The organism is Sphingopyxis selenitireducens (genome assembly GCF_051550705.1).
Taxonomy (GTDB): Bacteria; Pseudomonadota; Alphaproteobacteria; order Sphingomonadales; family Sphingomonadaceae; genus Sphingopyxis.
Genome location: NZ_JBPULG010000003.1, coordinates 513,096 through 525,467 on the forward strand (window position 1 = coordinate 513,096; position 12,372 = coordinate 525,467).

The window sequence follows — 12,372 nt, forward strand, 5'->3', positions numbered from 1 at the left end:
TGTTCGGCGCGCGGCGAAATTGGCGTGTTTCTAGGTCTCGAGTCCAAGCTGTTCGGCAAAGAATGCCAGGTTGTCCGCCGACATGCGGATCTTTTGTGCCTTGCCGACCGCGCCATGGCCGGCGTCGGCGCGCACGCGGAGCAGGATCGGAAGGTCGCCCGTCGACGCCTGCTGCACGCGCGCCGCGAACTTGCGGCCGTGCCACGGCGGGCATCGTGGATCGTTTGCGCCACAGTCGATCAGCAACGCCGGATAAGCCATCGCGTCGCGCACATTCTGATAGGGCGACCAGCTATGGATCGCCACGGCCATTTCCGGATCGGCCGGATCGCCATAATCGAGCGAGGACACCATCGTGACGGGATCGCGAACGCGCGCGAGTACGTCGGTGATCGGCACGACCGGAATGCTCGCGCGATACAGATCCGGGCGCTGCACCGCGACCGCGGACGCCATGACGCCGCCATTCGAGCCGCCGGTCACACCCAGACGGTCGGATGCTGTGATCCCGCGCGCGATCAGATCCTCGGCGATCGCATGCACGTCGTTGAAGCTGTTCTGCTTCAGCTTCATCCGGCCCTGTTCGAACCAGGGCGTGCCATGCTCGCCGCCGCCGCGCAGATGCGCGAGCGCGACGACGCCGCCGGCGGCGATCCACGCTGCCCATTGGGTGCCGAGCCAGCCCGGCGCCACCGTCACGTTGAAGCCGCCATAGCCCGTGATCACCGTCGGTTGCGGCCGCGACAGGTCGAGGTCGGCGCGTGCGACGACATGATAGAGGACGCGCGCGCCGTCGGCGCTGCGGCAGTCGAGGTCGCGAACCTGGACGTCGAGCTTGTATTTGGGTTCGCTCAACCGCGTCGCTTCGCCGGTCGCCAGGTTTGCGCTGTAGAGCGCTGGCGCCCGATCGAAGGCGGAGAAGACGAACAATATTTCGCCATCGGCGCCGCGCGCCATAGGGTCGATCATCGTGGGCAGCACCATGTTCGCGCCAAAGCTGTTCACCATGCCGCGACCGGGAAGGGCGATTTCACCCTCGAAGTTGCCGTCTTTGCCGATCACGCGCAGACGCGAATAAGTGTCGAGCCATTCGAGCAACACCGCGCGCTCGCCCGTTACCAGCACGAACGCGAGTACATTGTCAGAGGGCGGTACGATCTCCTTCCACGTCTCGCGCTGCGTCGGCGTCGCGAGCGGGATCGAAACGAGCCGGCCGCGCGGCGCGCCGTCGTCGGTGATCGCGAGGAAATGATCGCCCAGTATGTCGCCGCGAAAGACGCCCGGAATGCCCTTCAGGAACGGCTGCCAGCCCGCGTCGCCCTCGGTATCGAGGATATAGTCGAGCCGCGGCGCCAGATGATCGAGCGCGAGTATGATATGCCGGCGGTCGGCGGACAGGATCGGCCGCGCGACGGGGTGGTCGACGGCCACGTCTTCGGCGGTCACGGCGGCCGGATCGGCCAGATTGACGCGATAGAGCGAAGGCTCCCCGGCCAGCGCAGCGTCAAGCGCAAGGTAAATGAAGCCGCTGCTGTCGGGGAGCCAGGCGAAATTCTGGGGCTTGCGGTGCGGAACACCGTCGACCAGCACTTCGCCGCTGTCGATATCGAGAATTTGAAGATCGGGTTCTTCGCGTCCGCCCGCGGTCCACGAAAAGATCGCCTTGCGACCGTCGGGCGAGGGCAAAAAGACCCCGAGGCTCAACGGTTCGCCGGCTCGCATCGCGTTGAGGTCGATGAGGCGGCGGCCGGGCGCGGTCGGGCTGTCGCCGACCTCCACCACCGCAAGATCCTGACCATCGGGGACATAGCGTTTGAACCAGCGTCCTCCCGCGAAGGTCGGGATTGTGACATCGTCGGTTTCGCCGATCGCGGCGATCCGCTCGCCAAAGCTTTCGGACGCGGGCAGGGCCGCGAGATAGGCCTGGGCGAGTGTGTCCTGCGCGCGCTGCCATTCGGCGACGGCGGCATCCGCATCTTCTTCGAGCCAGCGAAACGCGTCGTCATAGCGCACGGTGCCGAATTCGACGGCCTCGGGGCGCTGCTCGGTCGCGGGATAGGCCAAAGGGGCGGTGATATCGGTCATGTCATTGGCTTTCATCGAAGGTCGGATCGTCGCTCAGCTGTCGGCCAAGGCCTGCTCGCGCGCCCATTGGTCGAGGCTTTCCTCAAGTACGGGAATGGGCAGGCAACCCTGGTCGAGGATCGCCTCGTGGAAATCGGCGAGGTCGAATTTTGGCCCGAGCTGCGCTTCGGCTTTTGCGCGCAGTTCACGGAATTTCAGACAGCCCCAGCGATAGCATAGCGCCTGTCCCGGCAAATCGGTCGCATAGCGCAGGATGTCGCTCGTCACCTGTTCGGGCTTTTCGAGCGTGTTCGCGCTCATATAGGCGTGCGCTTGATCGAGCGTCCAGCCGAGCGCGTTGAGCCCCGTGTCGACAACAAGCCGCTGCGCGACGAAGCGCTGGTGCGACAGAAATCCGTAATAATCATAGGGATTGTCGAACAGTCCGGCCTCTTCGCCGAGGCCCGAGGCATATTCGGCCCAGCCTTCGTTGAACGCGGTCGAGATAGGCATGTTGCGGCGAATTTCGGGGAGCCTCGCATTTTCCTGCTGGCGCGCGAGATGGACGTGATGACCGGGAACGAGTTCGTGGAAGATCAGCGCCGCGGCATTCATCTGCATCCGGTCGGGGATGCCGTTGCCGCTGTAATAATAGACGCCCTCGGCGCCGACTTCGGCCGGGGCTTGATAATAGCCGAAGGTCATTCCGGCTTCGAGCGGCAGTGGCAGGCGCTTGACTGCGGCGGGCGACTGCGGCGCCTTGCGGAACATGCGGTCGAACACCGGCGCCATCCGGTCGAGATGGCGGGCATAGGTCGCTTCCAGCGCTTCGGCCGACGGTGCCTTCGCCTTCGGATCCTGCCGCAGCCGGTCGTGGAACGAGGCTTCGTCGCCATTGTGGCCGAACTGCTCGGTCCGCACCCGCTCCATTTCGGCGGCGAGCATCGCCACCTCGTCGAGGCCCAGTTGGTGAAGATCGGCCGGATCGATATCGGCGCCGAGATGATAGCGCAGCCATATACGATAGGCTTCGGCGCCGCCGGGTTGATGCACCATGCCGGCCGCGTCGGGCGCGGCGGCTTCATAATCGGGTCCGATCGTATCGAGGAGCCGCGTGAAAGCAGGCTTCAACTTGTCCTCGACGATCTGCGCGATCGCCTCGCGCACATCGTCGCTCGCGGTCCGATCTTCGGCTAGCAGGACCGCCGCGACCGTGATCGACGCATTGCCTTCGAGCGTCTTGCGCGCGTTCGGCAGCGCCGGCTTGGGCAGCCGCCAGCCGCGTTCTGCCTGCGCCAGCACCCGCTCGCGCATCGCGTCGACCGCATCGGTGAGCTGGGCGGCCAGCGTCAGATAGCGCGCCGCCTCTGCTGGGTCGGTCAGGTCGATCGAGGCAAGCAGCATGCGCGGGACCAACGACAGCCACATGCCCGAATAAGGCGCGATCCCGAAGCCGGTCCACCAGCGTTGCGTTTCGTCCATTTCGATGCAGAGCAAGTGGCGTATGAATCCGGCGGTCAGTCGGTCGGTGCGGTCGAGGCCCGTGATGTCGATGCGATCGAGCCGGTCAAGGCGCTCCCCCGCAGCGGCGGCGGTCGCCTCGGCTTCGGCGAGGTCGCCCCGGCCGAATGTCGTGATCTTTCGGCCCACGGCGCTGGCCGTGTAGGGATCGCGTTCCAAAACCGCTTCCCAGACTTCGTCGACCAGTGCGTCCAGCGCCTGCTTCGCGGAATCGATCATCATAGTCTGCCATCTCCCGGTGGATTTGTTGCAGCTTAACTGCGGACTCGACCGGCGGCTTAGCTTAACGTACAAAACTGTTTGGAATGCGTCGGAATCGATGCAAGCGGAGAGATGATGCGATGGAATCCTTGCGGGCTCGCAGCAGTTTGTCGAAGCAATTGGCGCCGCTTTCGGCCACCTTGCCTGCGATTCGCAGGCGCAAGCTCGCGTCAGGCGAGGTGCAGGCGAGTGTCCCAGAATTCCGTCGCTTCACGATAGATGGCGACATACCGGCGCTGGCGCTCGATTATAATGCTTCGGGTTGGGGTTTGCCGGAATATGAGGAATTGCCCCCGGAGATCGATGTCATCGAGCCCATGGGTGACCCGTGCCACTACCGATTTTATACATCAAAGGAATTCGGGAGCGGCCATGTCGAATGTTGCGTGCTTTCCGACGGTTTCCTTGTCCATTTCAACGATGTCACGCACGACCGTCCAAACGCGATGTCGGTGGCGGCGCCCGACATGCTGCGCGTCCGGATCGCGAGCGACGGCGACGGCGAATATGTCACGGCGCGCGGCGATCGGATCGATTTGAAAGGTGCGGGGTCGGCGATCGTGATCGAACCTGCGGGTATGCCCCCGGGCAAGGCGGTATTCATCGGTCATAGCCGGACGGTGACCGTCTATATCCATCGCAGCCGGTTACAGGACCTCTACGCCGATCGCGCGCATGAACTGCCGGGCGCACTACAGGCTTTCATCGCCGGGGGCCTCCGCCACACCGTTGCCCAGCGCCTGCCGCTCAATGCGTCGCTCCTGCGCTGCCTTGAAGATCTTCATGGCTGCGATCTGGACGGCCACAGCCGGCGGCTCTTCATCCGGTCGAAGGCGATCGAGATATTGTGCCACGCCTTCAAGGTCATGGTCCACGACGACGAGCAGGTCATGCTCGATGCATCGGCGCAGATGACCCGCGGCGTGATCAAGGCACAGCAGCGCTTGATGGAGAATTTCGTCGCGCCGCCATCGCTCGACGATCTCGCCCGAGACGTCGGGCTCAGCCGCAGCAGCCTCTGCGCGGGTTTCAGGCAAATCGTCGGGCAGACGGTGTTCGATTATATCGCCGACCTGCGAATGCAGCAGGCGTTATCGATGCTGAACGAACGCGCGGCGTCGATAACGCAGATCGCCTACGCCGTAGGCTACAGCCATCCATCGAGCTTTTCGCTGGCTGTCCAGCGCCGGTTTGGCACGACGCCGAGCGAATTGCGTCGTCGCGGCTTACCCGACGCCTAGCCCATTCGCTTCACCGATCGAAATATCCGGCGATCCGGTCCATCATCCGGCGCCGCGCGTCGGGGTGCGAATAGGCGAGGTGGCCGTGAGAAAAATAGTGAAAGCGCGCATCGGGATTGCGGTCAGCAAGGACGAGCGCGAACGGCGCCTGCGCGTCAAAGGCGCCGCAATAGAAATCGAGCCTGGTGGGAATATTGAAGAAATCGAAGCCCCAGTCCGATGCGGCCCATTTCAGTTCGGCCAAGAGCGCCTGCTTTCCTGCGGGTTGCTCCATGACACGCCACTGATATTCGCCCACATCCTCCTCGATACCCGGCGGCGGGCCGAGCAGATCGAGCGGGCTGAAGCCATCGCTTGGCGGTGCTGCGTCGCGTTTGCGGCGGAGTCGAACCGCCGAACCCTCTGCCGCTTTGACAACCAGCCCGGGGAAATATTTCATCAAGCGGTAGCCGATGGCGGCCAAACGCGGCGAGACGCTCCGTGCCAGCGGATCGAACCAGGGAACGGTCGGATTGACCGGCACGGCCCCGATGACGCGCGGCGCCATCGTCGCCGCCACGGCGAGCGTCACCATGCCGCCATTCGATTCGCCGATGCATGCGAACTGGTCGATTTTCAAGCTGTCGAGCAACTCGTTCAGATCGTTCGAATAGGCGGCGACAGGGCGGCCGGGGCAAAGCGTCGAGCCGCGCGCACCCGGCCGGTTTGTTGCGATCAGGCGGATATTTCGCTGAACGGCCTCGCGATGATATAGCCCAGCCTCCAGACTCACACTGCCGCCGCCGTGAAAATAGAGAACGGGCCGGCCGCCAGGCACGCCGAATTCCTGCCACGTCAATTGCCGGCCATCCGCGAGTTCGAGCGAATGCATCGGCGGATCGATCAGGTCTATTCTATCCATTGCACACCTTTTGGCGGGAGCGATGAGCCTGTCCATCCATTATGCGGCCCGTTTCCCGGTCGCTTAGGATCGCGTGCAAAAAAGTGCGGCAATCGTCGAAAAGAGACGAGACGGCCTCGTTAGTAATGCGATGGACGTCTCCCGGCCAGTCCGGCAATGCCCCTAGCGTCTTCCGCGACAGGCCAGCTTGTCTGCTTCCGGCGGGCTTTGGTTAAAAACCACCAGCTCCGCCATCGTCCTCGCTGCAACCGTTACCTTCTTGCAGCGATCATCAATGAGTCCTGACCCAAATCAGAAAACCTACATGGTTTGAGAGTCACGGGCGGCCACCCAGTAGGCGAAGCATTCTTTCAGCAGCGAGCTTCTCAGGTAGGCGGACTGTTCGTCGACAATGATTTCCAGCACCTCAAACGGCAAGGCGTCACCTCCGTGATCGTGCCATGCCTTTTGCAGGCGAGGGGATCGCGATGCCTGCGGATGCGCTCGCCTAGCGGCCGACGAACCTGGGTTTCTCCTTGTTCTGGAAAGCTTCGAGCGCGATCCGGTGGTCATCGAGAAGCTGGGTCACGTTTTCATAAGCGGCTGCCCGGTCGATGATGGCATTCGCCGTGACCTTCAGGCCTGCGTTGATGGATGCCTTCGTCCATTTAATGGAATGAGTCGCGCCGCTGGAAAGCCTTTTCGCCATCTTCGCCACTGTGGCATCGAGTTCGTCGGCGGGCACCGCCGCAGTGATCAAGCCGATGGCGGCAGCATCGGTCGCGGGAATCGGGTCGCCGGTCAGCAGGTACCGGCGCGCGCGCGCATATCCGATCAGCTGCGGCCACATAACGGCTCCGCCGTCGCCGGCGACAAGGCCGACCGAGACATGCGGATCGGCAAATACCGAATGATCCGAGGCGTAGATGAAATCGCAATAGAGGGCGAGCGAGCAGCCCAGCCCGATCGCCGGGCCATCGACCTTTGCGATGATCGGCTTCTCAAGGTCCAGCATTGCGTTCTGAATCTTGCGGTCCCGCCGGATTCCGACGCTGGTGCCGGCAGCATCACCATGCAGGGACAAAAGCCATTTCAGGTCGCCGCCCGCACAAAAAGACCCACCGGAACCGGCAAGGATGATGACATCGACATTTTCGTCCCGATCGACATCGTCGAAAATATAAGAAAACTCTTCGTGCAAGGCGAGGTTGATCGCATTTTTCGTGTCGGGGCGATTTACGGTTATCGTCAGAATTCTGTCGTTCTGTTCGATCCGAAGTTCCTTGTAGCGATCATAATTCATGTCCGTGAATCCTCTTCGATATTGTTGATAGCGGGCTGGTCCGGGATCAGACCCAGCCGCGTTGCGATGTGTTGTTGCAGGATAAATTTCTGGATCTTACCTGATGGAGTCAGTGGGAATTCGTCGACGAACTCGACATATTCGGGCACTTTCCAGCGCGAGATGCGATCCGCGCACCATTGCCGGATTTCCGGTCCGGTTATGTCGACGCCTTGGTGGACGGAAACGACGGCGCAGGCCACTTCGCCATATTTTGCGTCAGGGACCCCAACGACAGCGACGTCGCGGATCGCTTCATGGTTTTTCATGTAGCTTTCGATTTCGACCGGTGAGAGATTTTCTCCACCGCGAATGATCATCTCCTTTTTCCTGCCGACAATGGCGATAAATCCATCGGCGTTCATCGTCGCCAGATCGCCCGATGCGATCCAGCGCGGTGCGTCCGGACTGTCGGCGGCATGCGGGTCGCTGCCATAACCGAGCATTCCTCCGGGGCCGCAGTAATGAAGTTCACCGATTTCGCCGCGCGGGACCGACTGGCCTCGTTCGTCTCGAATGGCGACGCTCACTCCGGTAAGCGGGGCGCCGCTCGTTTGTGTCTTCGTATCGGCGCTGTCGGTCGGCGTCGTGGTGGTGGTGACCCCGCATGTTTCGGTCTGGCCGTAACAATTGATGACATCCGCGCCCAAAACATCCTGGCAGCGTCGAAGCAGGTTCCTTGTCACAGGCGCACCGCCCAGAATGATGGTCTTCAGATTTTGCAGCGACCGGCCCGAAAGAGAGGGGTCGTCGAGCATCGCGATCAGCATGGTCGGAACGCCGATGAAGGCCGTGCATTCTTCGCGTTCGAGGATGTCGAGTGTCACGGCGGGTTTGAAAATATAGAGAGGGAGCGTCGTCGCGCCGACGAGCCCTGCGCCGGGGATCGAGTTTCCCGAACCGCCGACATGGAACAGGGGGAAGCCCGGGCAGACCCGGCTCTTCTCGCCGAGCCCCCATGTCTGATAGGAGTTGCGCGCCGTGGTTGTGATTGCACGGTGCGAAAGCCGCACTGCTTTCGGGACGCCCGTGGTGCCTGAGGTATACTGGATCATGAACAGGTCGTCGGGATCGATGGCCAGGGGCGTGAGCTGTCCGGTCGCCCCGCGCATCAGTTCGTTCCCGATGCCTGAAAAACATTGGACGTAACGAAGGCCGGGGACGTTCTTGCGCGCTTCGCTGATGATCCCGGCGGGGATAGAGGCGCCGATCCGGTCGGCGTGGAATATGCCCGCGGCGTTCGAATCCCGAAGAGCAAACTCGAGTTCGCTCAGCTTGTAGAGGGGGTTGAGCGCGACGAGGACGAGGCCCGCTTTGGCAATGGCATATTCCAGCAACACCCATTCGGCGTGGTTTGCGCCCCAGACAGCAATTCGTTCGCCGGGGATAAAGCCCCTTTCGATCAATGCGACTGCCAGCCGCGTGGCATCTGCGTCGAGCTCCGCGTAGGTCCAGACGGCGTCTGCGATGGCAGGTTGATGCCGGTAAACGACGGCTTCCCTGTCGCCCCACCGCGATGCGGCTTCTGTCAGGGCATCGCCCAGTAACAGAGGCGCCGCATGCTGCGTCCCGGCGTCGGGACGGGCAATCGATTCTGAGAGGGACGTAGCGATGTTTTCCATTGTTCCTGGCTGCGACCTTGGTGCTGAATCCCGGAGGCGGCGCCTGCGGAATGTCGGCTTAGGGTCGCATGAGGTTCAGCTAAAACTCGTTTTTCCTTGAGGCTCGACGGATGCGCGGCGCCCACTTTCGGCACGGCGATCGCCCGGTCGATCAGTCCTTATGCGAGTTCAAGCTGAACGGCTTCGGATTTAACCCGGCCACGAAATTTGCTCGCTTGTTGAGGAAATGTGCCTCGCCGGTTTGCCGGTGGTGTGTGTTTACGAGGCTGAAATGAATAACTTTTCTGAGTCCGATCATATCCAGATGCTGCGGGAAACGCTCTCGCGCTTCATCGAGAAAGAAATGCCGCTCGATCTGGTCAGGAAATGGGATCGCGAGAATTATTTCCCCCGCGATGTCCATCGGAAGCTGGCTTCGTTGGGCTTGATGGGATTGACTGTACCCGAAGAATATGGCGGCGCGGGCAAAGACATACGCGCCACCATAGTCGCCATTGAATTGCTCTGCGGCCGCAGCATGGCGGTGGGTGGGCCCTATATTCAATCGGCCTGTTATGCCGGGCTGAATATCGCCGAGGTCGGCAGCGAGCGGCAAAAGCAGGAGTTGCTGCCCAAGGTGGCAAGCGAAGGCCTGATCTTCGCCTATGGCATCAGCGAACCCGATGTGGGTGCCGATGTCTCGGCCGTGCGCACGACAGGGAAGGTCGTGGGCGAGAGCTTGATCGTCAACGGATCGAAGCGCTTTTGTTCGGGCGCGAAAATCGCCGACTATATTTACACGCTGGTCCGAACGGGACCGCTGGACGAGAAATACAAGAATCTGTCGCTGGTCCTTATTCCGTCGTGCGCGGACGGTATTACATATGAGGAACAGGACGCGCTGGGCCTGAAGGGCACCGGAACCTTTGATGTCAGTTTTTCCGAGGTTTCTGTTCCGCTGGAAAATATCGTCGGTGAGGATGCCGGGTGGAATCGTGCCTGGCCGATGATGGCCGGACCCGGTCTGGATATCGAAAAAATGGAGGTGGCCGCGATGGCGCTGGGCATCGCTGCGGCCGCCGTCGATGAGGCCTGGATCTACGCGCAGGAGCGTCACCAGTTCGGCAAGCCGATTTCCGCATTCCAGTCTGTCCGGCACATGCTGGCCGACGCCCGGACGAAACTCCATGCCTGCCGCGCGGTGACATATCAGGCCGCCGACGCGCTCGACCGCGACGGGAAGGCACCGCTGGAAACATCGATGGCGAAGCTGTTCGTTTGCCAGACAGCCCAGGAGATTGTGCTCTTGTGCCAACAGATTCTGGGAGCCTATGGATATATCAAGGAATTCGACATGGAACGCCATGTTCGGGATATTCTGGTCATGCCGATCCTTGGCGGATCTTCAGCGATCCAGAGAAACAACATCTGCAATATGTTGAAGCTCGGCAAATAGACGCAAACCGGGCGCCGGACGTGCCCGGTGTCGTCGTCAGCTCCGGGGGGTCAATCGACGGGAGGGAGCCCTTCCACGAGAGCGAGCTGAGTGATGACGTCATGCGCCTCACGCAACTGGATCATCTTCGAATAGGCTGGATCGCGATACCAGCTTTGCGCGGCATCCCGATCTGGAAACTCGATCAACACCATGGCATGTCCCAGCGGTTCGTCGCCCTCAAGCTTCTCGCGCTCGCCGCCTTTGATCAGATAACGGCCGCCATATTGTTCGACGAGCGGCTCGGTGACCGATCGGTATTCCCGGTACCAGTTCCAGTTTTCAACGGTCAGCTTTCCGATAATATACGCTGGCATATCGCACTCCTCTTTCGAGGACTGGCTTATCGAAGCCCGATCTCAGCATGAACTCGCATATGGGACGCGGGGGTCGGGTAGAAGGTCGACAGGCACGTCATTGTTCGCGATATGACGATACCAAAATATAATTACAGAAATTGGGGTGGGGATGTCTTTTCGCAGCGCAGATTCGTCCGGTTCGGAACCCGGGAGCGGCCCGCAGAATGTCGGTGACTCCGATGTCCGTCGCCGTAAAAATCCCAAGCAGCCGCGCGCAGTCGTCACTGCTGAAGCGCTGATGCAGGCAACCGAGCAGATCATCATCCGCGAAGGTTTTAAAAACGCCACGACGAACAGGATTGCCGAAGTCGCCGGAGTAAGCGTCGGCTCGCTTTACCAATATTTCCCGAACAAGCAGGCTATTGTAAAGGCGCTGATCGAGCAAACGGTGGCAAAGGCGGCCGCCAGAATTCGGGAAAATCTGCGCAATCTGATGGATGAGCCACTTGCTCCGGCCTTGCGCCGTATCATGGCAGTGCTGCTGGATATCTACAAGGAACATGAATTCATCCTGTTCAGCATCTGGGATGAAGTTCCCGAATTAAAGCAATATGCCAAGAGCATGGCGCTGGAGGTTCATACGCATTCGACAAATCTGGCATTTCTCGAACAACATCATACCGAACTGGCGGTATCCGATCTGCGAACCGCGCTTCTGTTCGTCGAACAGGCCACGATTCATAATATGCGGCATTTCGTCGTCCATAATCCGACCAATATCACCGAGGAGCAGATGCTCGACGAACTGACGAAAATGGCGGTGAATTATCTGACGAAATAAGTGCTGCGGGTCCGCTCGATTGCGGCCGTGACAGGGTTCAGGACGTGATGTGAAATCCGCCGTCAATGCCGATGTGCTGGCCCGTGATATAGGATGCCGCGTCGGACAGAAAGAAGCAGGTGGCGGGGGCAATCTCTTCGGGAGAAGAAAAGCGGCCGAGCGGGATGCTTTCAAGATAGCGTTCGCGAAACTTGTCCTGACGAATGGTTTCGGTCATTGCCGTTTCCACCAGCCCGTAGCAGACGCTGTTCACGGCGATGTTGAAGCGACCCCATTCGCGAGCCGCGCTCATGGTCAGTCCCAGCACACCGGCCTTGGCCGCTCCGTAATTTATTTGTCCGACCGTGCCTCGCCGTCCGGCGCCGGAGGATATGTTGACGATGGCCCCGGGGCGGGCATCACCATTTCTGGCCTTTTCGATCATGTGCCGGCCCACGGCCTGCAGGCAAAGGAAGGCCCCTGTGAGATTGACATCGATCACTGCCTGCCACTGTCCGGGCGACATGTCTGCGATCATCGATGCGCGCACGATCCCTGCATTGTTGATCAGGCCATTGACGTCGCCGAATGTCCTGACGGTTTCTCCGACGATGTCCGCGACGAAGCCGCTGTCGGTTATGTCGCCAGCGAAACCCCTGATCCGATCCGGGTCGTGCTCAGCGAGGCTGCGTTGCAGCGCGGCCTCGTCTATGTCGATCGCTGCGACCCGTGCTCCCATGCGGAGGGCGTGCGAGGCGAGAGCTTCGCCGATGCCGTGGGCGGCACCGGTAATCACGATGACCTTGTTTTCGAGCGAGGCAGGGTTGTTCATGTCGGGCCTTTATTCG

General features: G+C 61.1%; 10 protein-coding genes. 3 read left to right on the top strand and 7 right to left on the bottom strand.

Annotation, left to right across the window (positions count from 1 at the left end):
* Window positions 1-30: 30 nt before the first annotated feature.
* Window positions 31-2,085 carry a prolyl oligopeptidase family serine peptidase gene (locus tag ACSYDV_RS12425; protein WP_438324128.1) on the bottom strand — a complete coding sequence of 685 codons (2,055 nt, stop codon included), beginning with the start codon at window positions 2,083-2,085 and terminating at the stop codon, window positions 31-33.
* 33 nt (window positions 2,086-2,118) lie between these two features.
* Window positions 2,119-3,807 (bottom strand): DUF885 domain-containing protein, encoded by a 1,689-nt coding sequence (locus ACSYDV_RS12430; protein WP_438324129.1) that lies wholly within the window; start codon window positions 3,805-3,807, stop codon window positions 2,119-2,121.
* A gap of 119 nt (window positions 3,808-3,926) precedes the next feature.
* On the opposite strand from ACSYDV_RS12430, the gene ACSYDV_RS12435 reads away from it, so the two are divergent.
* Window positions 3,927-5,087, top strand: coding sequence for a helix-turn-helix transcriptional regulator (locus tag ACSYDV_RS12435; RefSeq protein WP_438324130.1), 1,161 nt, complete (start codon window positions 3,927-3,929; stop codon window positions 5,085-5,087).
* A 10-nt stretch (window positions 5,088-5,097) separates the two neighbouring features.
* Here the strand turns inward: ACSYDV_RS12435 and ACSYDV_RS12440 are convergent, their stop codons facing one another.
* From ACSYDV_RS12440 to ACSYDV_RS12450, 3 genes are all read right to left on the bottom strand, one after another.
* Window positions 5,098-5,988 carry an alpha/beta hydrolase gene (locus tag ACSYDV_RS12440; RefSeq protein WP_438324131.1) on the bottom strand — a complete coding sequence of 297 codons (891 nt, stop codon included), beginning with the start codon at window positions 5,986-5,988 and terminating at the stop codon, window positions 5,098-5,100.
* A 487-nt stretch (window positions 5,989-6,475) separates the two neighbouring features.
* Entirely contained in the window at window positions 6,476-7,270 is a 795-nt protein-coding gene (locus tag ACSYDV_RS12445; RefSeq protein WP_438324132.1) for an enoyl-CoA hydratase/isomerase family protein, read from the bottom strand.
* Window positions 7,267-8,931: an AMP-binding protein gene (locus tag ACSYDV_RS12450; RefSeq protein ID WP_438324133.1), complete on the bottom strand. Its 1,665-nt coding sequence runs from the start codon at window positions 8,929-8,931 to the stop codon at window positions 7,267-7,269. Before ACSYDV_RS12450 ends, ACSYDV_RS12445 begins: the two co-directional genes overlap by 4 nt.
* Window positions 8,932-9,202: 271 nt before the next feature.
* On the opposite strand from ACSYDV_RS12450, the gene ACSYDV_RS12455 reads away from it, so the two are divergent.
* Window positions 9,203-10,366: an acyl-CoA dehydrogenase family protein gene (locus ACSYDV_RS12455; RefSeq protein ID WP_438324134.1), complete on the top strand. Its 1,164-nt coding sequence runs from the start codon at window positions 9,203-9,205 to the stop codon at window positions 10,364-10,366.
* Between the two features lie 50 nt (window positions 10,367-10,416).
* On the opposite strand, the gene ACSYDV_RS12460 is transcribed toward ACSYDV_RS12455, so the two are convergent.
* Window positions 10,417-10,722, bottom strand: a complete 306-nt coding sequence (locus ACSYDV_RS12460) for a DUF1330 domain-containing protein (RefSeq protein ID WP_438324135.1) — start codon at window positions 10,720-10,722, stop codon at window positions 10,417-10,419.
* 151 nt (window positions 10,723-10,873) lie between these two features.
* On the opposite strand from ACSYDV_RS12460, the gene ACSYDV_RS12465 reads away from it, so the two are divergent.
* Complete coding sequence (locus ACSYDV_RS12465) at window positions 10,874-11,545, top strand: TetR/AcrR family transcriptional regulator (RefSeq protein WP_438324136.1); 672 nt, start codon at window positions 10,874-10,876, stop codon at window positions 11,543-11,545.
* 37 nt (window positions 11,546-11,582) lie between these two features.
* On the opposite strand, the gene ACSYDV_RS12470 is transcribed toward ACSYDV_RS12465, so the two are convergent.
* A complete protein-coding gene (locus tag ACSYDV_RS12470) occupies window positions 11,583-12,356 on the bottom strand; it encodes an SDR family NAD(P)-dependent oxidoreductase (protein ID WP_438324137.1) in 774 nt (257 codons plus the stop codon).
* Between the last annotated feature and the right edge of the window lie 16 nt (window positions 12,357-12,372).